Genomic DNA, 25256 nt, shown 5'->3' with positions numbered 1-25256 from the left:
TTTTAAGAAAGCTTGCGGGGGTCGGCCACACAGCCGGCAATGGCGGAGGCGGCCGCCACATCAGGAGAGGCCAAAATGACCTCGGAGGTCACGTGGCCCATGCGGCCCACAAAGTTGCGGTTGGTGGTGGAGACGGTGCGCTCCCCCTCAGCCATCACGCCCATGTGTCCGCCCAGGCAGGGCCCACAGGTGGGGGTGGAGACGGCAGCACCGGCCTCGATGAAGATCTGGATGAGCCCCTCCTTCATGGCCTGGAGCACAATCTCCTGGGTGGCGGGAATGACGATGCAGCGCACGTTATCCGCCACCTTTTTGCCCCTCATCACAGCGGCAGCGGCCCGCAGGTCACTGATGCGGCCATTGGTGCAGGAGCCGATGACCACCTGGTTGATGGGCAGTCCCGCCACCTCGCTGACCACCTTGGTGTTCTCCGGCAGGTGAGGCATGGCAACGGTGGGCTCAAGCTTATCGAGATCAATGATGATCTCGCTGTCGTACTCCGCGTCCTCATCGGCGGCAAAGGCCTCGCATGGGCGGTTCACACGGCCGTTGATGTACTCCATGGTCTTCTCATCCACGGGGAAAATGCCGTTCTTGCCGCCGGCCTCAATGGCCATGTTGGAGATGGTAAAGCGGTCGTCCATGGACAGGGAGGCCACGCCTTCTCCCGCAAACTCCAGCGACTTATAGAGGGCGCCGTCCACGCCGATGGCACCGATGAGGTGCAGAATTACATCCTTGCCGGACACGTGGGGCTGCAGCTTCCCCTTCAAAGTAACCTTAATGGCAGAGGGCACCTTGAACCACAGAAGTCCGGTGGCCATGGCCGCGGCCATATCGGTGGAGCCAATGCCGGTGGAGAAGGCGCCCAGGGCGCCATAGGTACAAGTATGGGAGTCAGCGCCTACGATGACCTCGCCCGGGGCGCACAGTCCCTTCTCGGGCAGCAGGGCGTGCTCCACTCCCATGTGGCCCACATCAAAGAAATTGGTAATGTTGTGCTTGTGGGCGAAATTCCGCGCCTGGAGACAGAGCTCAGCGGACTTAATGTCCTTGCAGGGGGTGTAGTGGTCCAAAACAATGGAAATCTTATCCTTGTCAAAGACCTGCGTGAAGCCGGCCTTTTCAAACTCCGTGATGGCTACCGGCGTGGTGATATCGTTGCCCAGCACCATATTAACCCGGGCCTCAATCAGCTGACCGGGCACCACCCGATCCAGGCCCGCTGCCTTGGCCAAAATTTTCTGTGTCATGGTCATACCCATTTCACATTCCTCCTCACTGTTTTTTTCTGGATGGGTCCAGTATGACAGATCCCTTGCCAAAAGAATGTAAACTATGATACAATCTATCAAAAGAATGAAAATCAGGTGATCGGCATGGAACTCTTCCATCTGGATATCCCCCCAAACATCTGGCGCCCCTTTGCAGAGCATCGGGCTCCTATTCACTGCTCCCCCGGCTTTCTCATTTATCTCCAGGGGACGGAGGCCACCTGCTTTTACTATTTAAAAGAGGGGCGCGTCAAAAGCTTTATGCAGTCGGAGGACGGTGGCGAACGGGTTTTAAATCTCTACACGGCGGGCAGTCTCTTTGGTGAGGCCTCCTTTTTTGATGAACTGCCCAGAGTGTCCTCTGCCGTCGCCCTTACACCCTGTCAACTGATTCCCATTGACAGGGAGCTTGTTACCCAGGCTTTCTCCCGGGATCCGGAGCTGGCTTTGGCCATGATGAAATACCTGGCCCGCACCGTCCGTCTGCTCTCCCGCCAGGTGGACCAGATGGCCTTTCGTCCTGCCCGTTGGCGGGTGGCGTGGTACCTCCTCTCCCTGGCCTCGGAACAGCCTGACATCTCCTGCACCCAGGAGGAGATTGCCGCCTGTGTCTCTGTCAGCCGGATTACGGTAAGCCGGATTCTAAATGAGCTGGCCAAAGAGGGGATTTTGGAGCTCGGCTATCGCTGCGTCCGGATTCTGAACCGCCCCGCCCTGGAAGCGCTGTGCCGGGACTGAGTATCTTCTCCCGTCCCTTGTCAACCCCGGTAAACCATGGTAAAATAGATGGAAAATTTGAAGAGAGCGGAGCGGTATACCATGACAAACTACTTTCATCTGAACATCGAACGTGACAAGCTATTATCCTTGTCAAGTCTTGGACTTGCTCATCTTGGAGACAGCGTATATGAGGTCATGGTGCGCTCCTGGCTGTGTCTGCACGGCGCTGCCAAGGTGAAGGACCTTCACCGGGCCACAGTGAGCTATGTAGCCGCCCCAGCCCAGGCCAAGCGGACCGAGCGCATTCTGCCTATCCTCACCCAGGAGGAACAGGATGTGTTCCGTCGGGGCCGCAACACCGCCCCCCACTCGGTTCCCAAGGCGGCCAGCCGCGGGGAATATCAGACTGCCACCGGGCTGGAGGCCCTGTTTGGCTGGCTCTATCTCCAGGGACGGACTGATCGGCTCAACGAGCTGTTTGCCCTGATGATGGAAGAGCCTACGGAATAACTCCCCCATTCTTTTTCACTATCCCAAATTGCGAGGTGATTCCCCATGCCATTGGACGCCCTGTGTCTGTCCGGGCTGGTGCACGAACTGAATACCGCTCTGGTAGGCGGAAAAATTGATAAAATCTATCAGCCCGGCCGGGATGAGGTGATTTTGGCCCTGCGTACTCCCTCGGGCAACCGGAGGCTGCTGCTCTCTGCCAACCCCAACCATCCCCGCCCCCAGCTGACCGAGCTTTCCCGGGAAAACCCCGACGTCCCTCCCATGTTCTGCATGCTGCTGCGCAAGCACCTCACCGGGGGACGGATTCTGGACATCAAGCAGCCCCCGCTGGAGCGGGTGGTGGAGTTCTGTCTGGAGACTTTGGATGAGCTGGGAGATCGGGTGGAGCGTTCCCTTGTACTGGAGGCTATGGGCCGCCATTCCAACCTGATTTTGCTGGACGGGGAGGGCCGTATCACGGACTGCCTGCGCCGGGTGGACAGCGACATGTCCGCCAAACGCCAGGTGTTGCCCGGCATGTTCTACCGCCTCCCCCCTGCCCAGACCAAGCGCAGCCCGCTGGGTCTCAGTCGCGAGGAGCTGCAGCGGCTGCTGGACAGCGCCCCGGAGGAGACACAGGCCGACCAGTGGCTGCTGGACACCTTTGGAGGTCTCTCCCCCCTCATTTGTCGGGAGCTAGCCTTTCAGGCCGGCGGCAGCACGGATGTGCGGCTGAACGTTCTGGGCGAGGAAGGCCGCCAGCGGCTGCTGGATGGACTGGAAGACCTCCTTCATTCCATATCGGAATATTCCTTTACACCTACTCTGATTTCAATGGATGGAAAGCCAAAGGATTTCACCTTCCGCTTCATCGGTCAATATGGCGCAGCCGCCCAGCTGACCGCTTTCCCCACCTTTTCCGCCCTGATGGACCAGTTTTATGAGCAGCGGGAGAGCATGGAGCGTATCCGCCAGCGGGGCCAGGATCTCATCCGGTCGGTGACCAACGCCCGGGACCGCACCGCCCGCAAGCTGGCCAACCAGGAAAAGGAGGTTGCCGCTACCCTGGACCGGGACCGACTGCGCCAGTTTGGCGACCTCATTACCTCCAACCTGTACGCCATGAAAAAGGGCATGTCCTCCCTGCGCACCTCCAACTACTATGACCCGGAAGGCGCGGAGGTGGACATCCCCCTAGACACCCTCCTCACGCCCCAGCAGAACGCCGCCAAGTACTATAAGGAGTACAACAAGGCCAAGACCGCCCAGGCTATGCTTACCATCCAGATTGAGAAGGGAAAAAAGGAGCTGGATTATTTAAACAGCGTGCTGGAATCCATCTCCCTGGCCGAGGGCGAAAAGGATCTCCAGGAGATTCGTCAGGAGCTCACTGACACCGGCTATCTCCGCCGCCCCTCCAAGGCCAAGGGGCGGGACAAGCGGGTGACCTCCAAGCCCATGGAGTTTCGCTCCTCTGCCAGGCTTCGCATCTCTGTGGGAAAGAATAACACCCAAAACGATCTGCTCACCTGTAAGCTGGCCTCCAAGCAGGACATCTGGTTCCACACTCAAAAAATTCACGGCTCCCACGTCATTCTCTGGACGGAGGGAACTCAACCTGACCTACAAAGTCTCCACGAGGCCGCCTGTCTAGCCGCCTGGTTCTCCCAGGGCCGGGAGTCCAGCAAGGTGGCGGTGGATTACACGCCGGTGAAATTTGTGAAGAAGCCCGGAGGCGCCCGGCCCGGCATGGTGGTTTACACCACCTACGAGACCGCCTATGTCACCCCCAGTGAAGAGCTGGTCAAACAGCTGAAGCACCGATAAGAGAGTAAAAATGAGCCTGACCTTCGTGGTCAGGCTCATTTTTTATTCTTCCACTGAAATGGGATAGTGCTCCGTAAAACAGCCCTCGCAAAAACCGCACTGGGCATCGGGCGCCAGGTGACGAAGGTTCTCAATAGAAAGGTACTCCAGACTGTCCGCCCCGGTCATTGCTTCAATTTCCTCCAGGGAGTGGTGACAGGCAATCAGCTTTTCCTTGTCGGGAATATCGGTGCCGAAATAGCAGGGAGAAATGAAGGGCGGCGCCGACACCCGCATATGGACCTGGGTCGCTCCCGCCTCCCGGAGCAGATTAATAATCTGGCTGCAGGTGGTACCGCGGACAATGGAATCGTCCACCATCACCACACGCTTCCCCTCCACCTCGCTGCGCAGGGCAGACAGCTTAATGCGCACAGCCTGCTCCCGGCTGGTCTGGTCCGGCGTAATGAAGGTACGGCCCACATACCGGTTTTTCACGAACCCCATGCCCAGGGGAATTCCGCTCTCCAAGGCATAGCCCCGGGCCGCATCCAGGCCGGAGTCCGGCACTCCAACCACCAGGTCCGCTTTCACCGGCTTCTGCCGGGCCAGCAGGCGGCCGGCGTTCAGCCGGGCCTGGTGCACTGACTGCCCGGCAATGACCGAATCAGGACGAGCAAAATAGATATACTCAAAGATACACATATGGGACAGCCCGCGGCAGTTGTCCCGGATGGAGGTCACCTTTCCGTCCCGGACCACCACAATTTCACCCGGGTCCAGTTCGCGCTCCACCTGTCCGCCCACCGCCTCAATGGCGCAGGATTCCGAGGCAAAGAGAATCGTCTCCCCTTTCCGCCCCATGCACAGCGGCCGGAAGCCCCAGGGGTCCCGACAGGCGATCAGTTTCTCCGGGGACATGACCAATAAGGAGAATGCTCCCCGCAGCTTGGAGGCCGCCCGGCATACCGCCTCCTCCACGCTGCCGCAGTGCAGCCGCTCCTGGGCAATGGCGTAGGCAATCAGCTCCGAGTCGCTGCTGGTATGGAAGATAGCTCCCTTATATTCAAACTCCTGGCGCAGCTTGTCCACCCCAACCAGATTGCCGTTGTGAACCACAGCCAGCGTTCCCTTCACATATTTGATGGTCAGCGGCTGGGCGTTTTCCCGCTCTCCTGCCCCAGTGGTGGCGTAGCGTACATGGCCCACTGCCATGGTCCCGTTCAAACGCTCCAGCCGCTCCCGGTTGAACACCTCGCTGACCAGCCCTACATCCTTATAACAGGACTGCTCCCGGTTGTTCATTGCCGCAATCCCACAGGCCTCCTGTCCCCGGTGTTGGAGGGCATAGAGCCCATAATAGGTCGTCTGAGCACAGCCGCCTTTGGAATCCCAGATTCCAAATACGCCGCACTCCTCGTGCAGTCCCCACCCCTCTTGCTTTGTCTGCGTCTCTGGTTCCATGTTGTGCCGCATCCCCTTTCGAAAAAAAGACAACGGTGCCCACTTCAGGCACCGTTGTCTGTACCTTCATTATAAAAGATCAGTTTTTCCTATTTCAAGAAAAAACGTCCGAAAAAACACACGATATTTTTTTGCTTTCCCGGTCCGTCCAATGCAACCTACACAATTTTAATCCAGATGGCCACAGTTTCAAAAAGGACTATTCAAATTTTGGAAATTATGTTATGATACATTCATACCAGTGAGAATCCTTAGGAGGTACGTTTATGAAATGCCCCTTCTGTTCCCATTTAGAGAGTAAGGTTGTCGATTCCCGTCCCGCCGATGAGGGCGCCAGTATCCGGAGACGACGGGAATGCCTGTCCTGCCATAAGCGCTTTACCACCTATGAGACCATGGAAAGTCTTCCTCTGGTAGTGGTCAAAAAGGACGGCAGCCGCCAGAGCTTTGACCGCAACAAAGTGATGGCCGGTTTGATCCGCGCCTGCGAGAAGCGCCCCGTGCCCTACAACACCCTGGAGAATATGGTCAATGAAATCGAGCAGGTCCTCCAGAACAAAATGGAGCGTGAGGTTCCTTCCACCGAAATCGGTGAACTGGTGATGGAGCGTCTGAAAAAGATTGACGAGGTGGCCTACGTCCGCTTTGCCTCCGTCTACCGCCAGTTCAAGGACATCAACACCTTTATGCATGAATTGAACAAGCTGCTGGAGGACAAATAAGTCCGTTTGCTTTCCGTTATCGTTTCCGGCCCGGAGCTTTCCGGGCCGGATTTTTTGTTGCTCCTTCCTCCTGACTCAGTTGTGGCAGACGAAAAATATCCGGCAGTGCTCCGCACCATGCACTCCGTTTTCTCATAGGATGGGGAAAAAACGGAGGTATTTCTATGCCTATTATTTATCTCTCCCCTTCCACTCAGGAGAACAATTACTTTGTCAACGGCGGCACCGAGGAACAGTACATGAATCTGCTGGCAGATAAAATGATTCCCTATCTGGATGCTTCCGGCATCCGCTATGTGCGCAACACCCCCAGCATGACAGCCGCCTCCTCCATCGCCGCGTCCAACGCCGGGAACTACGACCTGCACCTTGCCCTTCATTCCAATGCAGCTCCGGAATCCAAGTACGGCACCGCGCGGGGCTCCATCGTGTTCTATTACCCCAACAGCTCCAAGGGGCGGCGTGCGGCGGAAATCATTGCCGATGGCTTGAGGGACATCTATCCGGATCCCAATCTGGTCCGCGCAGAGGGCACCACTGCCATCGGAGAGGTGCGCCGGGTCCGCGCTCCATCCGTTTTTCTGGAGCTGGCTTTTCACGACAACGTAGCTGACGCCAATTGGATCAAAGACAATCTGGATGCCATCGCCCGGAACCTGGTCATCTCGTTGACCGAATACTTTGGAATTCCCTTCTATGAGGCCGAGATCAACCGCTCCGGCACCGTGGATGTGTCCTGGGGCGTACTGAACATTCGGGCACAGCCCAATTTAAATGCAGCGATTCTGGCCCAGGCCCCTGACGGTGCCCCTCTCACCATTCTCAATCGCTCCAATGGATGGTACCTTGTCAATTACAACGGTACCATTGGCTATGCCAGCGGTGACTTCATCACCATCAACTGAGGAGGCGCCGCAATGGAGATTCATGTGGTAAGGCCGGGTGAAACCCTCTATTCTGTGGCGCTCCGGTATGGAGTCCCCATGTCTCAGCTCATAAATGACAATCAGCTCACCGACCCATCCCGTCTGGTGGTTGGGCAGACTCTGGTCATTCAATATCCCCTGCTCACCCATACAGTGCATTCTGGCGACACATTGTATTCCATCGCCGCCTCCCACGGCACCACGGTGCGCCAGCTGCTTCGCAACAACCCGATTCTGGGCGGCGACGAGCAGCTCACCCCCGGTCAGGTACTCACCGTCTCGTTCCGCCAGGAACCGCTGGGCACTCTCTCGGTCAACGGGTATGCAGAGCCCACCATAGCTCCCGCTCTTCTCCGTCGCACACTCCCCTACTTGTCCGACCTGACCCCATTCACCTACGGGTTTACCCCGCGCGGCGCACTCATTCCGCTGGAGGACACCGCACTGATCGAGTCTGCTCTTCAGACGGAAGTACGTCCGGTCCTGCATCTGTCCACGCTTACCCGGGACGGGACTTTCTCCAACGAACTCTCCCACATTGCCCTGACCGATATGGCGGTCCAGACCAGGCTCATTTCCGAGCTTCTGCGCGCCGTGGATCAGCGAGGCTACCGCGGTGTGGACATTGACTTTGAATTTGTCTATGGAGAAGACGCCCAGGCCTATGCTCAATTTATTGACCGCCTGCGCATCAATCTAAGTCCTATGGGAATTCCGGTCATTGTGGCGCTGGCACCCAAGGTCTTTGCCCAGCAGCAGGGAGACCTCTACGAAGGGCACGATTATGCTGCCCTCAGTCAGGCGGCTGATTTTGTGCTTCTGATGACCTATGAGTGGGGTTATACCTATGGACCGCCCATGGCAGTGGCCCCCATTCGGAATGTACGCCAGGTGGTGGATTACGCCCTAACCGAAATGGCACCGGAAAAAATCTATCTTGGAATTCCCAATTACGGCTACGACTGGACGCTCCCCTTCCGCCAGGGCAGCCGTGCCCGCTCCATCTCCAACCCAGAGGCGGTCACCATCGCCGCCGACCACTACGCTGCCATCCGCTTTGACGAAGCGGCGCAATCGCCCTGGTTCCGCTATGTGGATGACAGCGGCCAGGAGCATGAGGTGTGGTTCGAGGATGCCAGAAGCATTCGCGCCAAGCTGGACCTGGCCCGCACCTATGGTCTGCGGGGCGTAAGCTACTGGAACTTGATGCGGCCCTTCCCCCAAAACTGGGCAGTACTCAATGCCCTGTACCGCATTCGGGAAGAACTTTAAGTCCGGGGCTGGATTTTTTCTCGTGCATGGTGTAAAATTCTCCTCGAAACTGCACAAAGGAGGACATCACCATGTCTGTTTCTGTTGGAATGAAGGGCCGCTGTGAGGCCACTGTGGACGACAGCTTAACCGCGCAGGCCGCCGGCTCCGGTACTTTGCCCGTCTTCGCCACCCCCTGGATGTGCGCCCTGATGGAAAAGGCCGCCTGGACCGCCGTGGCTCCCGGCCTCGGAGAGGGCGAGAGCACCGTTGGCACTAAGCTGAGCATCTCCCATGTCTCCGCTACCCCGGTGGGATTGAAGGTCTGGGCGGAGAGCGAGGTCACTCTGGTGGACGGCAAGCGCATTGAGTTTACCGTCAGCGCCTACGACGAGAAGGGGCTTATCGGCTCTGGTACCCACGAGCGGTTTGTGGTCACGGACCAGCGCTTCCTGGCCAAGGCTCAAAGCAAAAAGGAGGGCTGAACCGTGTCCATTGAACGGGTTCGCGCCTATTTCCGCCAGCTGGGCCGGGAACAGGATATTCTTGAGTTTTCTGTATCCAGCGCCACTGTGGAGCTGGCTGCCCAGGCAGTGGGTGTGATTCCTGCCCGAATCGCCAAGACGCTCTCCTTCCTGGTGGAGGACAAGTGCGTACTCATTGTGGCCGCCGGAGACGCCAAAATCGACAACCCCAAATACAAGGCCCAGTTCCACACCAAGGCAAAGATGCTCACCGCGGAACAGGCTCTGGAAATGACGGGCCATGCCGTGGGCGGTGTATGTCCCTTTGCCAATCCGGAGGGCGTCACCACCTATCTGGATGTCTCACTACAGCGCTTTGACACCGTCTTCCCCGCCGCAGGCAGCTCCAACTCTGCCATCGAGCTGACCTGCCCGGAGCTGGCGGAATACGCTCACAGCGCCGGATGGATCGATGTATGCAAAGGCTGGCAGACTGAATAATCACAAAAGGAGCCGGATTTCCGGGCAAAACGCCTGGAAATCCGGCTCCTTTCAAAGGTTTACCGTCCGCGTGGCTACTGCCCGGCAAAAGGCCTGGTCGTGCTCCACAAAAAGCAGCGTGGGCTGTTCCCGCGCAATCAGCTCTTCCAGCTGCATCCGGGCATAGAGATCAATGTAGTTCAGCGGCTCATCCCACACGTACAGATGGGCACGCCGGCTCAGACTGGCCGCCAACAGCAGCTTCTTTTTCTGTCCGGCACTGTAAAAGGCCATATCCATGGAAAAAAGCTCCCGCGGAAAATCCAGCTTTCTCAGCACGCCCAGCAGCAGAGGAACCTCTATTCCCTGTGCTCCGGCCCACTCCATAAGATTCCCTTGCAAAAATCCGGTGTTCTGGGGCACATAGGAGATTTCCAGTCCGGAGGCCTGCTGTATGGTTCCTGTGCAGGGCTCGGCCTCACCCAGCAGCAGACGCAGAAGGCTGGTTTTCCCGCAGCCATTCCCGCCCGCCAGGCAGACCCGCTCTCCCGGTCCTATCTCAAAGTTCACGTCCTGAAGAACAGGCTTCCCTCCCAAGGTGATGGATACCTCTCTCGCCTGGAGACGGTAGCGGCTGCGAAGGTCGGGAGCGGTGACCAGCTTCAGTGCATCATATCGCTCCACATCCCGCAGCAAGCCCTGTTTTTCCACGATAGCCTGCTTCTGCCGGCTTTCCAGGTTTTTGGACCGTTTCATCAGCTTGGCTGCTTTATGGCCTACGTAGCCACGGTCAGGACGCAGGCCCGAGTTCTTGCTTCCGTACTTGGTCCGCTCCACCCGTTCAGACCAATCTCCGGTGCGGCGGACAGCCTGCTCCAGGCGGCGAATCTCCCCTCTTAGTTCCTGGTTCCGGGCCAGTTCCCCCTGATCTCTGGCCTGCTTTTCCCGCAGCCAGGAGGAGCAGTCTCCCCGCATAACCTCCGGTCCCGTCTTGTTCAACGCCAAAATGTGATCCACACAGCCATCCAGAAAGTCCCGGTCGTGGGACACCAGCAGAAAGCCTCGTTTCAGCCTGGAAAGGTAGCGGGCCACCATCTGCCGGCCCGGACCATCCAGATGGTTGGTGGGCTCATCCAGCATCAGGTAATTCCCCTGCCCCAGAAACAAGGCCGCCAAAAGCGCCCGGGTCTGTTCCCCACCGCTCAGGCTCTGGAAGGGCCGTTCAAGAACTGCCTCCTCCAACCCCAGCCGGCTCAGTTCCCGCCGCAGCCGCCACGACTCTTCACCCTGTGACAGTTCCTCCAGCACTATGCCGGTGGAAAGCGTTGGATCCAGGACCGGCTGCGGCACACAGCGGCAGGGCTCCGGGCAGGAAATCGTCCCCTTTCCCTGCAGCCTGCCCTCCAGCAGGCCAAGCAAAGTGGTCTTGCCCCGTCCGTTCCGCCCCACCACCCCCAGCTTCCAGTTGGTGTCCAGCTGCAAATTTAGATCTTCAAATACCGGGAGCACAGCTCCCTCATAAGAAAACGTAAGATTTGTTATGGTGATAAGCGCCATATGCCATTCCTCCTGTCTTCATAAAAATAGCCACAGGAGGAACATCCCTCTTGCGGCAAGACAGAAGACGGCACCACACAGGCTGCCGCAATCCAATCAAAAAACCGGAAGCGGGCGCAATTCCCCCTGCTGCCGGCACGACGAAACCAGGCCCTACACTGCGGTCCTTTCTGTTTCTCCGTACCAACTCAGCAAGCGGTTTTGCGCATGTTTTCGCCTCCGGTTCCTTTGAATTGATACGACTATATCATGTCATCCTTCCGCTGTCAAGCCGGCCTATCCTCCCGTCTTCTGATAAAAAACACGCTCCGGTGTTCCGAAGCGTGTTTTTTTATTATGCGCGAGGATGGGCTTTCCGATAGACATCCTTGATTTTCTGGTTCATCAAACGAGAATAAATCTGAGTGGAAGAGATGTCGGCATGGCCCAGCATTTCCTGAATCGATCGAAGGTCAGCCCCGTTCTCCAGCAGGTGCGCGGCAAAGGAGTGGCGCAGGGTATGAGGCGTAATGTCCTTCTTGATGCCCGCCTTCTCCTGGTAGTGCTTTATGAGCTTCCAGAAGCCCTGGCGGCTCATCCGTTCTCCGCTCATATTGAGAAACAGTGCCGTCTCATCCGCCGACTCCACCAACTGGGGCCGGATATTGTGGACGTATTCATTCAGTGCCCGAATGGCAGCCGGATAAAGGGGGATAATCCGTTCTTTCCCCTTGCTGTAACACTTCAAAACACCGCCGGGCAGATTCAAGTCATCCACGTCCAGCGCAATCAGCTCACTGACACGGATTCCAGTGGCGTACAGCAGTTCCAGCATGGCCCGATCCCGGTACCCCTTCAGGTCCGTACACTCAGGCTGCTCCAGGAACAGCTCCACTTCTTTGCCGGTGAGCACCTGGGGCAGCTTCCGCTCCACCTTTACCGGTGTAACACCCTTGGCAGGATTCCGATCCGTCTTTCCCAGCACCATCAGGCAGTTGTAGAAGGATTTGATGGAGGCCACGGATCGGGTGACGGTGGCAGGCGATTTCCCCCGCCGGGAAAGCTGATGGGTGTACTCCTCCACATCCTGAGCCACCACATCCAGCAGCTCGATTCCGCTTTCCTCCATGGCATGGGCAAACTGGTGCACATCCCGCAGATAGGAGCTCACCGTATTTTCCGACGCTCGTTTTTCTGTTTTCAGGTACCCCTCATAGGCCTCAAACAAATCAGACACAACCAACTCTCCCGGAATCACAAATTACAGCACCACATGGGCAGCCGCCTTCAACAAAACCGGCACCACCACATATTCCAGCGCACTGCAAACAACAAACAACACACAGCAAAGCCCCGTCCGGACCCAATAGGTCATCTGGCAGACGGGCAGTTCAGATCGTCCTTCCCCGAATCCACGGCGAAGCAACGCCTGTGCATTGGACAGCCCCTGCGTCCCCGCCACAAAAAAACCGGGGGCCCACAAAAGCGCCGGCAGTCCAAAGAGCACAAGCGCCGGCAGAAGACCGGCCCCGCCAAACACCCGAAAAAAACAGCCCACTGAAAAGGAGAAGAAGAACCCCCGCACTCCAAACAGCACCGGAAGCCCAACCACACCAATTGCTGTTACGCCCAAAATCACCGCAGCCAGCAAGTACCGCATCTGCTCCCAAAGCAAGGGCCAGAAGCTGCGAATGACAGTTCCCTCTGCCGCCAAGGTCAGATAATCGCTGAGATAACTGCCCAGCTCCAGCGCGCCCTCTCCCTGCGCCAAGCCGGCAAACAGTCCTCCCGCGATGCCGCCCAACAGGAAGGCTGCACCCAATACAACTACGGAGGCCCCTTGCCCCCACAGTATGGTCCATTTTTTTCTTACCCGCTTTCCCATGGCTGTCACCTCATAACAACCTTATGAGTGGGGAGAAAAAAATAGACATGCACCACCTCTTTTACGGCAGGTCAAAATGTCTAGTTTTAATATAGCCGTATCCGACATATTTCGCAAGCCTTTTTCAAAAATTTGTTAACTTTTTTCTTTTTTCATTATTTGTTATGTAAATTAAATTATGTAAACTTTGCAAACCGAAAGAAAAGAGAGCCTGCAGAAGCGGGCTCTCTTTTCTCAAAATATTGTATTCTCTCGAACAATTAGATGCAAAATGTTGAATTTATTACGAAATGCAGCCCTCGCACTGATTACAGTCCGTATTATTACGATTTGTATCCTTCTGCTCCCCCATGCCCGCTGCAATGGCATTGAGCGCGATGGCACATTCCAACCGCTTGCGCTCCATCTCGCAGGCCACTTCATTGGACTTTGTTATGTCGCCGTTGACAAGCAGATTGGATGCAGAACAGCCGCCGCTGCAGTAGAACCGAGCCCAGCACTTCTGGCAGGCCGGACGGGTATAGATGTTCTGCTTGGCAAATTCACCGGAAATGTCCATATCAAAGCCGCCCCGGAAGACATTACCCATCCGGTATTCCTCCTTGCCCACAAACTGGTGGCAGGGATAGATATCTCCGTCCGGGGTAATGGCCACATACTCACATCCAGCGCCGCAGCCCCGCAGACGCTTGATGACGCAGGGCCCCTGGGTCAGGTCCACATTGAAGTGGAAGAAATTGATGTCCTTCCGGCCCATCAGCTCTCCAGCCAGCTTCTCGTACTCCTCCTCTACCCTGGGCAGATCCTCCTCCTTGATCGCAAAGGGATCGTCCAGCGGTCCGCTGGCAGGCTCCACCGAGACATGACGGAAGCCCAAAGAGACCATGTGCATCACATCCTCAGAGAAGTCCAGGTTTTCCCGGGTAAAGGTACCGCGCACATAGTAGTCCTTGGTTCCGCGCCCGGCCACCAGCTTCTGGAACTTGGGAACAATCACCTCATAGCTGCCCTTGCCGTTCACCGTGGGCCGCATGTGGTCATTGACCTCCTGACGACCGTCCAGAGAGAGCACCACATTGGACATCTCCCGGTTAATGTACTCAATGTTCTCGTCATTGAGCAGCACGCCGTTGGTTGTAATTGTAAAGCGGAACTGCTTGTCATATTTTTCTTCCAGAGACCGGGCATATTCCACGGTAGCCTTCACCGTGTCCATGGCCATCAGCGGCTCACCGCCGAAGAAGTCCACTTCAATATTGCGCCGCTTGCCGGACTTGGCAATCACCCAGTCAATGGCTCGCTTGGCGGTCTCCACATCCATCGTCATGCGGCAGCCGGTACCGAAATCGCCGGTGGAGGCGAAGCAATAGCGGCAGCGCAGGTTGCAGTCATGGGAGACGTGGAGGCAGAGCGCCTTGACCACTGCCTGGCGAGGCAGCTCCATGGCCTTCTCCACGTCCACATAATCGTCATCGGTAAAGAGCAGGCCCTGCTCCTGAAGCTCCCGCAGCTCCTGCCAGGCCTCCTCCAGCTCGCCCCGGTCATACTGGCACAGCTTCTTGGCCAGCTCCTCCGGCAGCTTCTCCCCCAGCGGGCCCTCCGCCGCGGACAGCAGATCATAGCTCAGCTTGTCCAGCACGTGCACCGCGCCGCTGTTCACATCGGCCGCCAGATACTGGCCCAGCGCCGTAAAGGTATGTACCATCTTCCGTTTCCATTCCTTTCTAGTTCCTCTCACCCCTCCCGGAGGGGCAAGGTGTGCAGACATGAAAAAGGGCAGGCTCACGCCCACCCTCATTCACATGCCGAAGTTTTTGCTTACTTATTCTCGCACTTCTGGTTGGCCACAGTGCAGGAAGTCTTGCAAGCGGACTGGCAGGAGGTCTGGCACTCGCCACAGCCGCCCTTGGCAGCGCTGGCCTTCAGAGTGGCACCGCTCAGAATCTGAATGTGTTTCATGGGTATCTCTCCTTCTGAAATCACGGGACTTGCCGTCCCATAAAAGTTTGATTTATTATAACATAGTTTTTCGTCCATTTCAATCATCTTCTGTGCTTTTTCTTTGGCGCTCTTCCCAGAAGTCCGGCCAGCGCGCCGCCGCACAGGCAGGCACACAGCACTCCTACCCCGCCGTGCTCAATGCTGGCCGTGTCAAAGGCCAGAAAGCCCGCCGTCAGAAGCAGCAAAAACAGGATGCCCCCCACCGCAAGCCCCACCAGCAGCGTCCGCACCCCAATTCGCCGCACCGCCAGCATGCCGCCCATCCATGCTCCGATCACACAGGAGGCCAGCACAGTTCCCTCCATCCACCGCTCTCTCAACACCCCGGCCGACACCATCACCGCACACAGAAGCAGGGTCAAAATGGACACCAGTCCCGCGACCACACCGCCCTTGAGCAGTTCGCACATCGCATTGACCCACTGATTCTCCGACTCCGGACGCCGCTTCTCCCGCCTTTTCATGACAATACCCTCCCCGATGGTTTCTACAAAAACCTATGCGGGAAGGGTATTGGTCATGCTATCTTTTTCTGGCTTATTTCTTGCCGGCTTCCTGGCCATTCTTGGTGGAGACAGCCCACTTGGTCAGCTCAATCCGGACACGGTCGGCACCGGTCTCGATCACAATGGTGCTGTCCTTCACGGCACACACAGTTCCGGTAATGCCGCCAATGCTGGTAATCTCATCCCCAACACTCAGAGAATTTCTCAGGTTCTCCGCTTCCTTCTTCCGCTTGTTCTCCGGGCGGATCATAAAGAAGTAAAGCAGGCCAAACATAAGGACGAGCAGAATAAGACTTTCCAAAATTGTTCCCTCCAACGTAATCTATCAGCCGTCACACGACGTCTTGTCTATTATAACGGGTTCTCTCTCCCTTGACAAGTGTTTTTACAAATTTCCCTGCGGTAGACTCCTGTCATTTCTCATTTTCTCGGGCTGGACGGTCCAGCATCTGTGCATATTTGGCACGGAATTCTTCAAAGGTTCCCTCGTCCAGGGCAGCGCGGATACGGACCATCAGCTCATTGTAGAAGTGTAGGTTGTGCAGAACCGCAAGGCGCATGGCCAGCATCTCCCCCGCCACAAACAGGTGGCGCAGGTAGGCTCTGGTAAAGGAAGCACAGGCCGGACAGGTGCACTCCGGGTCAATGGGGCGCTGATCCAGCTTGTACTTCTCATTTTTAATGTTGATGGTCCCCGACCAGGTATACAGCTTTCCGTGGCGGGCATTTCGTGCAGGCATCACACAGTCAAAGAAGTCCACACCCCGGGCAACTCCTTCAATGATGTTCCCGGGCGTGCCGACGCCCATCAGGTATCTGGGCTTGTCCTTGGGCATATAGGGCTCCACGGCATCAATGATGTCATACATCACCTGGGTGGGCTCCCCCACCGCCAGGCCGCCGATGGCGTAGCCATCGCAGTCCAGCTTGGCAATCTCCTGCATGTGCCACACGCGCACCTCGGGATACGTGCCCCCCTGGTTGATGCCGAAGAGCATCTGCCCAGGATTGACACAGCCGGGCTGCTCCATCAGGCGGCGGTGCTCCGCCACACAGCGCTCCAGCCAGCGGACCGTGCGCTCACAGGACTGCTGCACGTAAGGCAGCGGAGCCGGGTTTTCAATGCACTCGTCGAAGGCCATGGCCACGTCGCTGCCCAGATTAGCCTGGATGCGCATGGACTCCTCCGGCCCCATAAAGATTCGGCGGCCGTCAATATGAGAAGCGAAGGTGACCCCTTCCTCCTTAATCTTCCGCAGGCCGGACAAGGAAAACACCTGGAATCCTCCGCTGTCGGTGAGGATGGGACCATCCCAGTCCATAAACCGGTGCAGGCCACCCAATTCCCGTACTGTCTCATCTCCAGGCCGGAGATGGAGATGGTAGGTATTAGACAGCTCAATCTGACAACCAATCTCCTTTAGGTCGTGGGCAGACACCGCCCCCTTGATGACCCCCTGAGTTCCTACATTCATAAAGACCGGGGTCTGTGCCGTTCCATGGGCACAGGTAAATACGCCTCTTCTCGCTTTTCCCTCTTGCTTGATTACTTCAAACACAGGCAGACTCCTTTTCTTTCTATCTTTATCTTTCTAGCTTATTCTTCCATTAAATTCGGGTGCTCAAAAGCCCCCGAGTTCCCGAATAACCGCAGAGGCCAGCACCAGGCCCGCCGCAGCCGGCACAAAGGACACCGATCCCGGAGTAGACCGCCGTCCCGGTTCTCCCGGTCGAGTATTTTCCCCTGCCGGTGTCTCAGCCGGTATCTCCCCCAAGAGAGGACGGGGCTCTTCTGTGGAATAGACCACCTTTAAGTGGTTGATCCCCCGGCGACGAAGCTCCTTCCGCATCACCCGGGCCAGCGGACAGCCCTGGGTCTTACTGATATCGGTCACCACAAAGGCGGTCGGATCCAGCTTATTTCCCGAGCCCATCGCACTGATTATCTTCACCTGTAAATCGGTGCACCGCTGGACCAGGTCCAGCTTGGCCGCCACCGTATCAATGGCATCCACCACATAGTCGTATTGTGACAAATCCACCGTCCCGCCGTTTTCCGGGAGGTAAAACATCCGAATGGCCCGCACATCACAATCAGGGTTAATATCCCGAACCCGCCGGGCCATCACTTCCACCTTAGGCTGCCCCAACGTGGAATGAAGGGCAGCAATCTGCCGATTCAGGTTGCTCTCCGATACGGTGTCATCATCGTATAGGTGTAAAGTTCCGACGCCTGCCCGTGCAAGTGCCTCAACGCAAAATCCGCCTACGCCTCCCACGCCAAACACCGCCACTTTGGCTCTGGCCAGACGTTCCAGGGGCTCGTCCCCAATTAAGAGCCTGGTCCTCGAAAATTGGTCCATGCGCACTCCTTCTCTGGTAAATTCACTTCATTTTCATTGTAAAGTATTTAACCTTTTCAGTATTTTCAGGGGGCACTCTCCATGCCACCTGTCCGGTTCCTATTACACATAGAACGCCTCGTTTCTGGAGATGCTAATCCGCAAGCAAAGCAGAAAGGCAGAGAGGATCCTACCATGAGCTTGATCGCCTGCACAGACCCCTGCGTCTACCAGAAGGATGGTTACTGTTCCCTCTCCCGCGCCGCCTCATCAGGCAGTCCGGGAACAAGCGGCTGCGTCCATTTTGTCCCCATCCAGCAGCATCCCGTCTCAGAGCAAAGCAGCCAGTGCCTCCCGGATGTTGGACACGCGGATTAACTCCAGCCCCTCCGGTACCGCCAGCTTGCCCTGCACCCGTTTGGGGATCAGGCACTTGGTAAAGCCCAGGCGCTGCACCTCCCCCAGGCGCTGCCCAAGAGCGTTGACGGTACGCAGCTCCCCAGTGAGGCCCACCTCACCGATGGCAGCCAAATCGTGGGGCACCGGCTTGTCCCGGAAGCTGGAGGCCAGCGCCAGGACGGCAGCCAAATCGGCGGCCGGCTCGTCCAAGTAGAGTCCACCGATGACGTTGAGGTATGCGTCGCAGTTTCCCACCAGCAGACCGCCCCGCTTCTCCAGCACAGCCATCAGAAGCATGGAGCGGCTGTAATCAAAACCGTTGCTCACCCGTCTTGGATTGCCCAGACTACTGGGCACCACCAGGGCCTGAATCTCCGCCAGGACAGGGCGCACACCCTCCATGACACAGGTGACGCAGGTACCCGGAGCCTCCTTGGGCCGCCCCGCCAGCAGGGCTTCCGAGGGGTTTGGCACCTCGGCCAGCCCCTCGTCCGCCATCTCAAAGACGCCAATCTCATTGGTGGCGCCAAACCGGTTTTTCGCCGCCCGAAGAATCCGGTAGGCCATGTGCCGTTCCCCTTCAAAGTACAGCACACAGTCTACCATATGCTCCAGCACCTTGGGGCCGGCAATAGAGCCCTCTTTGTTCACGTGTCCAATGACAAAGACGGTGACGCCCTCCCCCTTGGCCAGCTGCATGAGAGTCATGGTACACTCCTTCACCTGGCTGATGCTCCCCGGGGGCGAGGTGCTGTCCGGATGGTAAAGGGTCTGGATGGAGTCCACAATCAGCACATCCGGCTGCTGCTCATGTACCGCATCCACCAGATTCTCCAGATTGGTCTCCGCCAGCAGGTAAAGTCCCTGGCCGCTCACCTTCAGCCGCTCAGCACGCAGCTTAATCTGTCGCTCCGACTCCTCACCGGATACATATAAAACCTTGGCAAACCGGCACAGATTATCACAAATCTGAAGCATCAGCGTGGATTTTCCAATACCGGGGGCGCCGCCCACCAGCACCAGAGAGCCCTTGACCGCGCCGCCGCCCAGCACCCGGTCCAGTTCGCCCATGCCGGTGGAAAAGCGCAACTCGTCCGTGGTCTCAATCTCACTCATGGCCTTGGGCCGGTTGACCGCAACCCCAAGAGTGGAGCCCCGCCCCGCCGGGGAGGCGGTCTTCTTTACGCTTCGCTCCTGGGGCTGTTCCACAATGGTATTCCAGGCTCCGCACGCCGGGCATTTCCCCTGCCATTTCGGCAGTTCGTTGCCGCACTGCGTACAATAAAACAACGTTTTCGCCTTCATGTTTCCTTCCTCGTTGGCAAAAAGATTGCTGTTATTGTACCAGAGTCCGGCCCAAAAGTAAATATCCGCCCTCACCCCCCATAATTCAGCCATGCGGACACCAGCACGGCGGCCATTTTCTTTTGGTAGCCGCTGTCCAGCAGTTGTGCCTCCTCCCCCGGATTGGTAAGAAAGCCGCATTCCACCAACACAGCCGGGCAGGAAATGTGATTCATCAGATAGACACTGTCCGGGATTTTCTTCTCCTGTCGGCTGTTATCGGGCTGAATCGTCATACGTACGGCATTCTGAATACTGGCCGCCAGCTGCTGAGACCCCTCGGTGGGAGCGTAGAACGCCTGCGCCCCGTGGTACTTCTGGTCGGAAAATGTGTTCTGATGAATGCTGAGCAGCACCGCCCGTTCCAGCGACTCAATGGCCTCCACCCGATTTTTCAAGTCGGACACCTTTTTCTCCCGCAGCGTCACTGCGCTGTCATCATGGAGAGACACATCCTCCTCCCGCAGCAGGACGGGAGCAATTCCATAAAGTCCAAACAGATCATTCATCTTCAATACAATGGCCAAATTGATTTGGCTCTCCGGCACCCCGGACAGGGAGACCGCTCCCCCGTCCTCGCCCCCATGTCCGGCGTCCAGAATCAAGGTCTCCGCCCGACCGATGATCACCGGCTCCACCACCGGTGTACTCTGTCCCGCATACCAGCTCAGGGTCTGCGCCATCAAAATCACCAACAGAGCAAACATGGCCAACAATCCAATGCCGCGACGCACCCGCCACCACCTCCGCCCTATTCTATGGATGGGGACGGGCCGGCTATTCCCTGAAAAAGTTTTTTCCCGCGTTTTGCAGCGCTCTCCCCTAGACTTCTTTCGTTTTTCTGTTCGATTGCGCCGCTGCCGCTCTTCCTCCGCTTCGGCTCCCGGGTCCCCGTCTCGCCCGGACACATAGTATGGCATGAGGGACGCTTCGTCCCAAATTTCCGCCAAGGAGGGAATCCCCTTTGAATAACGAAAACGGCAACAGCAATTCCATGCCAAGCTGTCCGGATCACTACGGAACCATGCCGTCCTGCGCGGGCCTGGCCGTTCCTTATGTTCCCTTTCAACAGAACGCCCCCAAAAAGTATGACCAGGCTGAGGCGCTGAGCAACGGCACCCTGTTCCCCGGCCTGAACCTGCCCTTCCACCTGAAGACAGAGGGAAGCTCGGTCCCATCCACGCCTCTGTCCGAACTCCAGGCCCTGGAGTTTGTGGTCCTGGAGCTGGGCATGTATCTGGACACCCATCCTGATGACACCGAGGCTTTCACCCTGTTCAAGCAGTACGCCGCCATGGAGAAGGCCGCCAAGGCCGCCTATGAGTCCAAGTTCGGTCCGCTGACCAAGTCCTCCGCCGCCTCCGGCGAGCGATACAACTGGCTTCAGGAGCCATGGCCCTGGAACTACGAGCAAAACGAGGTGAAGTAAATGTTTTTCTATGAAAAGAAGCTGCAGTTCCCCGTCAAAATTGCCACTCCCAACCCCAAGCTGGCCGCCTTCATTATTACTCAGTATGGCGGACCGGACGGCGAAGTGGGCGCTGCCATGCGGTATCTGTCCCAACGCTACGCTATGCCCTTTGCCGAGGCCAAGGGGGTATTGACCGACATCGGTACCGTGGATGCACCATGCACCAGCTGCCCCTCGGCTCCCGCATTTCCTTATCCGCTAAAAATCCATCGGGCCGAAAGCCGGCACAGCAGCACCTCCACCCTTCCGTCCGGCCAGACAGTCATATGGTCCAACAGGCGTCCGAAAAAACGTCCATCCTCCGCTTCTCCCCGGACAATCTCCAAAACAGCGGCACAGATCTCCTCCTCCGTTGGGATGCCTATTCCCCCTTCGGTCTGCCCGGCCGCGGACTGTTCCCGCTCCAACTGTTCCAGCTTTCGGTCACAGCTCCCATTGAGGAACAGGGCATCCGCTTCGCTGAGTTTCCCATCCAGGTAGGCCTCCAGTACCCGCTCCTTCTTCCGCCGGGTTTCCTCCATGTCCCGCTCCAGACACCGTCTCTCCCCCTCTGTGCCGTCCTGTTCCTCCTGAAGGATCTCTCTCACAACACCGGCCAAATGGTGGGCAAACTCGGTCCAATCCATGGGCACCGCCCGAACGCACCGGCGCAGCAGCTCCATGGCGGTATCCTCCCGAATCTGCCGTCCTACACTGCAGCCCGCAAGGCTCTCTCCCGTGCTGACGGGCGGCACGCCCTCCCGGACCGCTCGGCTGCAGCGCCAGACCCGATACACCACCCCTGCTCTGGTTTTCTTTGTTCGGGCCACAAAGCTTCCGGAACACAGACCACATCGGATTTTTCCCGAGAGCAAATAGCGGTTTCCCCGACATTTCCCCTGACTCTCCCGGCTGCGCCGTTTTATTTCCCGCTGCACCTCCTCCCAGGTCTCCCGGTCCAGAATGGGTTCATGGTGGTCTCGAAGGATAATTAGCTTTTCCTGCCCCCGGTTGTACTTTTTCTCATGGGTCAGATAGTCCGGGGTGTAGGTCTTTTTCTGAACCAGGTCTCCGCAGTACTTCTCATTTTTCAAAATCTTCAGCACCGTGGCAGACGACCACCTGCAGTTCCCCCGACTGGACAATACCCCCTCTTGCCGCAGCTCTCTGGCAATCACTGTGGTTCCTTTGCGCTCCCGGAGATATTCATGGAAGATACGGCGCACGGTCTCCGCCCCCTCCGGGTTGATGGTCATCACGCCTTCCGAAACGTCGTACCCCAGCAGGGAACCGCCAAACACCACGCCCCGCTCCATTCTCCGGGTCTGCCCCCACTTGACCCGCTCCGAGGTCTTGCGGCTCTCCTCCTGGGCGATGGAGGACATGAGGGTCAGCCGCAGCTCCCCCTCCTGGTTCCGAGTATCGATATTGTCCAGGAGAAAGAATACACCCACCCCCCAGCGGTGCAGCTGCCGGGTATACGCCAAAGCATCCAGCGTATTGCGGGCAAACCGGCTGACCTCTTTGGTGATAATAAGGTCAAGCTGGCCTGCCCGGGCGGCCGCAATCATGGCATTAAACTGCCGGCGCTTTTTGGTTCCGGTTCCGGATATCCCCTCATCGGCATAAATGCCCTGGAGCTCCCAGTCTGGATTTCGCCGGATACAATCTTGGAAATAGCGTTTCTGACTCTCAAAGGAGTTTGCCTGGTCCCCCTGGTCGGTGGACACCCGGCAATAGGCTGCCACGCGAATCACAGACATCCCCCCACCTAGTCATACTGCCGAGGAGCTGTGCTCTTTGGACGTCTCTTCTCCAGCCGTTCCAAGCAGCACTCCATTTGGGACAGGCTTAACAGCCCCCGCTCCACCAAAGAACACAATACTGCTTTTTCACATACCCGAACAAACTCTGGGCCTGGAAGCACGCTGCCCTCCTGACGCATTTCATTTGGCACCTTCTTCATGTTGCTCCCTCCCCTCCGTCTACCATATGCGGAAGGGAGCCCCAATTTTCCGGTGTAGGCTGGGCAGAAAAAAGCCGCCGGCAGAGATATCATTCTCTGTCGGCGGCTTGAGATGTTATTCCTCCATATGAAGCTGCTGGGCCCGCAGCGCAGTGGCAAGGGCAATTTTCTTTGTCTCCCCGCGGTCAAAGGAAATGACCGCTATGTCTCCGCTGCGGCTGACCAATGTTCCGGGGCCAAAGGCCTTGTGTACCAGCCGGGTCCCGGGGACATAGCCCTCGGCCAACGACGCAGCCTGCCCCTTGTCCATCCCCAAGCGTACCGGAAGCGATTTCGGTTTGGAGCTTCGGGGGGCCGGCGTCTCTTTTGGTGGGAAAATTTCCCGGGAAAAGGTGGACTCTGCGCCAGTCTTTCGGAACGTGAAGATACTCAGCTCTTGCTTGGCTCGCGTCATGCCCACATAAAAGAGTCTCCGCTCCTCCTCATAGGCGTCCAGTTCCTCCTGCGAGGCATCGTTTCCCGGCACAGTCTTTGGAAACAGGCCATCCGCTACATCCAGCAGAAAGACCCGCTCATATTCCAATCCCTTGCTGGAGTGGATGGTGGAGAGCATAAAGGGGCAGTCCGGGTCGGGGGAACCCGACTGAACCACCTCCCGCAGCTCCTCCAGCCGCTCCAGAAGCCGCAGCGGCGTGGGCTCCTGGGCTCCCAGCGCCTCCAGAATATCCGCCTTGCTTAAATCGCCGCCCCGCTCCTCCAGATAGTCCCCATATCCCATAAAATGTACGATGCGGTAAACGGCCCGGTCGGCCTGTTCACTCAGCAGATTCTGCATGTGGGTCTGGAGGGCCCGGCACTGCTTCTTGGTCCACGGCGAGGCGTCGGAGCAGGCAGACACATATTCCAGGATGGAACAGTCCATTCTCTCTGCCTGGTCGACTGCCTCTTGGGCCAGCGCCCGGCTGATGCCGGCGCCCAGTTTATAATAGATGTTCAAAAACACCGCTCCGTCGCTGGGATCCAGGGCAAATCGGATGATGTCCGTAATGTCCCGCACCACCCGATTGGTAAAAAAGAGACTCTCCACCTGGCGGCAGCGATAAGGGATCCCCTCCCGATCCAGGCGGTCAATCAGCGGCAGAGCGCTGTCGTTATCCCGGTACAGGACTGCGGTCTCCACGTCGCAGTGCTTTGCCAGCTTGCAGAGGTAGCTGTACTGCTTTTGCCGATCGAAAAGGGAAATTTCCCGCACTTCCGGCCCGCTGCCCCGGACCGCCCTCATATGCTTGGGACGGCGGTTGTGATTGTTCTGGATAAACCGGTCTGCCGCCGTCACAATCTGCTGGGTTGAACGGTAATTCTGCTCCATATAAAGAACCCGGGCATTGGGATAGATGGTGTCAAATCGGGTAAGCACCTGTGGCCAGGCGGCCCGAAACCCGTAGATGCTCTGGTCCTCATCGCCCACCATGAACAGATTTCCTCTGGGCCCGGCCAACAGCTGAATGATGGTATGTTGGATCTTTGAGGTATCCTGGGCCTCATCCACACAGAGATATTGGTACCGTGCCTGCATAGCCCGAAGAATATCGGGATACTGGCGCAGAATTCGGAGGGCATAGACCATCTGGTCATCGTAGTCCATCTGCTGCCGTTCCCGCAGCGCCTGCCCGTAGCTGCGGTAGAAGGCGGGAAAATCCACACCCTCCACCTCCACCTGCTCCAGCTCCTCCGCCTTGAGCATCTGGTTCTTTGTGTAGGTAATGGCGGTCTGGAGCGCCTTTACGGTGTTTTCTGTAGCAAACTCATTGCTCTGCGCCCGATAGAGCTGGGCAATCAGCGCACTTTTTTCTCCGCCGTCCTCCAGCAGGCGAAAGGCGGTACGGCCACACACCCGCTCGTAGTACCGGATAATGCGGCTGCACACACCGTTAATGGTGCGGAACTCCAGCCGCTGGGCCTCCTCTTCCCCAAAGAGGGCGGCAAAGCGTGCCCGCATATCCCGGGCGGCCGCCACGGTATAGGTCATGGTGAGAATGTTCTCCGGCGGAATCCCGCGCACATAGCGCATGTACCCCAGCCGGGTCACCAGAACCGTGGTCTTTCCGCTGCCCGGCACCGCCAGCAGCAGAATTGGTCCATCCACCGTCTGGACCGCCGCCTCCTGCTGAGGATCCAGAGCGAGGGAAATCTGTGCTTTTAATTGGGAAAAATCCATGGTTCGCTCC

The 25256-nt window shown here is 57.5% G+C and carries 24 protein-coding genes and 1 pseudogene; 10 read left to right on the top strand and 15 right to left on the bottom strand.

Going from position 1 to position 25256, the window contains the following annotated elements:
* Positions 1-2 precede the first annotated feature (2 nt).
* Positions 3-1265, bottom strand: a complete 1263-nt coding sequence (leuC, locus tag AC3YUO_RS08075) for a 3-isopropylmalate dehydratase large subunit (RefSeq protein WP_489962515.1) — start codon at positions 1263-1265, stop codon at positions 3-5.
* Between the two features lie 114 nt (positions 1266-1379).
* On the opposite strand from leuC, the gene AC3YUO_RS08070 reads away from it, so the two are divergent.
* The 3 genes from AC3YUO_RS08070 (at position 1380) to AC3YUO_RS08060 (ending at position 4313) form a co-directional block, all read left to right on the top strand.
* Positions 1380-2012: a Crp/Fnr family transcriptional regulator gene (locus tag AC3YUO_RS08070; RefSeq protein WP_489962514.1), complete on the top strand. Its 633-nt coding sequence runs from the start codon at positions 1380-1382 to the stop codon at positions 2010-2012.
* An 81-nt stretch (positions 2013-2093) separates the two neighbouring features.
* Entirely contained in the window at positions 2094-2504 is a 411-nt protein-coding gene (locus AC3YUO_RS08065) for a Mini-ribonuclease 3 (RefSeq protein WP_489962513.1), read from the top strand.
* A gap of 45 nt (positions 2505-2549) precedes the next feature.
* A complete protein-coding gene (locus AC3YUO_RS08060; protein ID WP_489962512.1) occupies positions 2550-4313 on the top strand; it encodes an Rqc2 family fibronectin-binding protein in 1764 nt (587 codons plus the stop codon).
* Between the two features lie 42 nt (positions 4314-4355).
* Here AC3YUO_RS08060 and purF read toward each other — a convergent pair whose 3' ends face one another.
* Positions 4356-5756: an amidophosphoribosyltransferase gene (gene purF / locus AC3YUO_RS08055; protein WP_489962511.1), complete on the bottom strand. Its 1401-nt coding sequence runs from the start codon at positions 5754-5756 to the stop codon at positions 4356-4358.
* A 266-nt stretch (positions 5757-6022) separates the two neighbouring features.
* Here purF and nrdR point away from each other — a divergent pair, with 266 nt between their 5' ends.
* The 5 genes from nrdR to AC3YUO_RS08030 all read left to right on the top strand — a co-directional run bounded on the left by nrdR (position 6023) and on the right by AC3YUO_RS08030 (position 9620).
* A complete protein-coding gene (gene nrdR, locus AC3YUO_RS08050) occupies positions 6023-6478 on the top strand; it encodes a transcriptional regulator NrdR (RefSeq protein WP_489962510.1) in 456 nt (151 codons plus the stop codon).
* A 164-nt stretch (positions 6479-6642) separates the two neighbouring features.
* Positions 6643-7383 (top strand): N-acetylmuramoyl-L-alanine amidase, encoded by a 741-nt coding sequence (locus AC3YUO_RS08045; protein ID WP_489962509.1) that lies wholly within the window; start codon positions 6643-6645, stop codon positions 7381-7383.
* A gap of 12 nt (positions 7384-7395) precedes the next feature.
* The gene (locus AC3YUO_RS08040) at positions 7396-8676 is read left to right on the top strand and encodes a LysM peptidoglycan-binding domain-containing protein (protein WP_489962508.1); all 1281 of its coding nucleotides are present in this window, start codon (positions 7396-7398) and stop codon (positions 8674-8676) included.
* 71 nt (positions 8677-8747) lie between these two features.
* Positions 8748-9140, top strand: coding sequence for a thioesterase family protein (locus AC3YUO_RS08035; protein WP_489962507.1), 393 nt, complete (start codon positions 8748-8750; stop codon positions 9138-9140).
* A gap of 3 nt (positions 9141-9143) precedes the next feature.
* On the top strand, positions 9144-9620 hold the full coding sequence (locus AC3YUO_RS08030) for a YbaK/EbsC family protein (RefSeq protein ID WP_489962506.1): 477 nt from the start codon (positions 9144-9146) through the stop codon (positions 9618-9620).
* 51 nt (positions 9621-9671) lie between these two features.
* Here the strand turns inward: AC3YUO_RS08030 and abc-f are convergent, their stop codons facing one another.
* From abc-f to AC3YUO_RS07975, 11 genes are all read right to left on the bottom strand, one after another.
* The gene (gene abc-f / locus AC3YUO_RS08025) at positions 9672-11156 is read right to left on the bottom strand and encodes a ribosomal protection-like ABC-F family protein (RefSeq protein ID WP_489962505.1); all 1485 of its coding nucleotides are present in this window, start codon (positions 11154-11156) and stop codon (positions 9672-9674) included.
* Between the two features lie 334 nt (positions 11157-11490).
* A complete protein-coding gene (gene xerD / locus AC3YUO_RS08020) occupies positions 11491-12372 on the bottom strand; it encodes a site-specific tyrosine recombinase XerD (protein WP_489962504.1) in 882 nt (293 codons plus the stop codon).
* A 24-nt stretch (positions 12373-12396) separates the two neighbouring features.
* On the bottom strand, positions 12397-12939 hold the full coding sequence (locus tag AC3YUO_RS08015; protein ID WP_489962503.1) for a stage II sporulation protein M: 543 nt from the start codon (positions 12937-12939) through the stop codon (positions 12397-12399).
* Positions 12940-13303: 364 nt separating this feature from the next.
* Positions 13304-14725, bottom strand: a complete 1422-nt coding sequence (gene scfB / locus AC3YUO_RS08010; protein WP_489962502.1) for a thioether cross-link-forming SCIFF peptide maturase — start codon at positions 14723-14725, stop codon at positions 13304-13306.
* A 113-nt stretch (positions 14726-14838) separates the two neighbouring features.
* Positions 14839-14979 (bottom strand): six-cysteine ranthipeptide SCIFF, encoded by a 141-nt coding sequence (gene scfA / locus AC3YUO_RS08005; RefSeq protein WP_489962501.1) that lies wholly within the window; start codon positions 14977-14979, stop codon positions 14839-14841.
* 83 nt (positions 14980-15062) lie between these two features.
* Entirely contained in the window at positions 15063-15485 is a 423-nt protein-coding gene (locus AC3YUO_RS08000; protein ID WP_489962500.1) for a TIGR04086 family membrane protein, read from the bottom strand.
* Positions 15486-15558: 73 nt separating this feature from the next.
* Positions 15559-15828, bottom strand: a complete 270-nt coding sequence (yajC, locus tag AC3YUO_RS07995; protein ID WP_489962499.1) for a preprotein translocase subunit YajC — start codon at positions 15826-15828, stop codon at positions 15559-15561.
* A 112-nt stretch (positions 15829-15940) separates the two neighbouring features.
* The gene (gene tgt, locus AC3YUO_RS07990; protein ID WP_489962498.1) at positions 15941-17086 is read right to left on the bottom strand and encodes a tRNA guanosine(34) transglycosylase Tgt; all 1146 of its coding nucleotides are present in this window, start codon (positions 17084-17086) and stop codon (positions 15941-15943) included.
* 63 nt (positions 17087-17149) lie between these two features.
* A complete protein-coding gene (locus AC3YUO_RS07985) occupies positions 17150-17890 on the bottom strand; it encodes a tRNA threonylcarbamoyladenosine dehydratase (RefSeq protein ID WP_489962497.1) in 741 nt (246 codons plus the stop codon).
* Positions 17891-18199: 309 nt separating this feature from the next.
* A complete protein-coding gene (gene radA / locus AC3YUO_RS07980) occupies positions 18200-19573 on the bottom strand; it encodes a DNA repair protein RadA (RefSeq protein ID WP_489962496.1) in 1374 nt (457 codons plus the stop codon).
* A 71-nt stretch (positions 19574-19644) separates the two neighbouring features.
* Positions 19645-20346 carry an N-acetylmuramoyl-L-alanine amidase gene (locus tag AC3YUO_RS07975; RefSeq protein WP_489962495.1) on the bottom strand — a complete coding sequence of 234 codons (702 nt, stop codon included), beginning with the start codon at positions 20344-20346 and terminating at the stop codon, positions 19645-19647.
* A 230-nt stretch (positions 20347-20576) separates the two neighbouring features.
* Between AC3YUO_RS07975 and AC3YUO_RS07970 the strand changes: the two genes are divergently transcribed.
* Together AC3YUO_RS07970 and AC3YUO_RS07965 are read left to right on the top strand one after the other, a co-directional pair.
* The gene (locus tag AC3YUO_RS07970; RefSeq protein WP_489962494.1) at positions 20577-21041 is read left to right on the top strand and encodes a spore coat protein CotJB; all 465 of its coding nucleotides are present in this window, start codon (positions 20577-20579) and stop codon (positions 21039-21041) included.
* Positions 21042-21230 (top strand): annotated as a pseudogene (locus AC3YUO_RS07965) (manganese catalase family protein); the annotation flags it as partial.
* 44 nt (positions 21231-21274) lie between these two features.
* Here the strand turns inward: AC3YUO_RS07965 and AC3YUO_RS07960 are convergent.
* Positions 21275-22825, bottom strand: a complete 1551-nt coding sequence (locus AC3YUO_RS07960; protein WP_489962493.1) for a recombinase family protein — start codon at positions 22823-22825, stop codon at positions 21275-21277.
* 318 nt (positions 22826-23143) lie between these two features.
* Positions 23144-25246, bottom strand: a complete 2103-nt coding sequence (locus tag AC3YUO_RS07955) for an ATP-dependent helicase (protein WP_489962492.1) — start codon at positions 25244-25246, stop codon at positions 23144-23146.
* Positions 25247-25256: the final 10 nt, after the last annotated feature.

The sequence above is a fragment of the Pseudoflavonifractor sp. HNCC25GI2 genome (genome assembly GCF_058136395.1).
Note: the sequence above shows the minus strand (reverse complement) of the source record. Positions and strands in the feature narration are given on the sequence as shown.

Excerpts from the sequence above, each read along its gene's own strand:
- AC3YUO_RS08070 (WP_489962514.1), top strand. The coding sequence starts at position 1,380 with ATGGAACTCTTCCATCTGGATATCCCCCCAAACATCTGGCGCCCCTTT.
- nrdR (WP_489962510.1), top strand. The coding sequence starts at position 6,023 with ATGAAATGCCCCTTCTGTTCCCATTTAGAGAGTAAGGTTGTCGATTCC.
- AC3YUO_RS08065 (WP_489962513.1), top strand. The coding sequence starts at position 2,094 with ATGACAAACTACTTTCATCTGAACATCGAACGTGACAAGCTATTATCC.
- purF (WP_489962511.1), bottom strand. The coding sequence starts at position 5,756 with ATGGAACCAGAGACGCAGACAAAGCAAGAGGGGTGGGGACTGCACGAG.
- AC3YUO_RS07955 (WP_489962492.1), bottom strand. The coding sequence starts at position 25,246 with ATGGATTTTTCCCAATTAAAAGCACAGATTTCCCTCGCTCTGGATCCT.
- scfB (WP_489962502.1), bottom strand. The coding sequence starts at position 14,725 with ATGGTACATACCTTTACGGCGCTGGGCCAGTATCTGGCGGCCGATGTG.
- leuC (WP_489962515.1), bottom strand. The coding sequence starts at position 1,265 with ATGGGTATGACCATGACACAGAAAATTTTGGCCAAGGCAGCGGGCCTG.
- AC3YUO_RS07960 (WP_489962493.1), bottom strand. The coding sequence starts at position 22,825 with ATGTCTGTGATTCGCGTGGCAGCCTATTGCCGGGTGTCCACCGACCAG.
- AC3YUO_RS07985 (WP_489962497.1), bottom strand. The coding sequence starts at position 17,890 with ATGGACCAATTTTCGAGGACCAGGCTCTTAATTGGGGACGAGCCCCTG.
- AC3YUO_RS08040 (WP_489962508.1), top strand. The coding sequence starts at position 7,396 with ATGGAGATTCATGTGGTAAGGCCGGGTGAAACCCTCTATTCTGTGGCG.
- AC3YUO_RS08035 (WP_489962507.1), top strand. The coding sequence starts at position 8,748 with ATGTCTGTTTCTGTTGGAATGAAGGGCCGCTGTGAGGCCACTGTGGAC.
- radA (WP_489962496.1), bottom strand. The coding sequence starts at position 19,573 with ATGAAGGCGAAAACGTTGTTTTATTGTACGCAGTGCGGCAACGAACTG.
- abc-f (WP_489962505.1), bottom strand. The coding sequence starts at position 11,156 with ATGGCGCTTATCACCATAACAAATCTTACGTTTTCTTATGAGGGAGCT.
- scfA (WP_489962501.1), bottom strand. The coding sequence starts at position 14,979 with ATGAAACACATTCAGATTCTGAGCGGTGCCACTCTGAAGGCCAGCGCT.
- AC3YUO_RS08000 (WP_489962500.1), bottom strand. The coding sequence starts at position 15,485 with ATGAAAAGGCGGGAGAAGCGGCGTCCGGAGTCGGAGAATCAGTGGGTC.
- AC3YUO_RS08060 (WP_489962512.1), top strand. The coding sequence starts at position 2,550 with ATGCCATTGGACGCCCTGTGTCTGTCCGGGCTGGTGCACGAACTGAAT.
- AC3YUO_RS08045 (WP_489962509.1), top strand. The coding sequence starts at position 6,643 with ATGCCTATTATTTATCTCTCCCCTTCCACTCAGGAGAACAATTACTTT.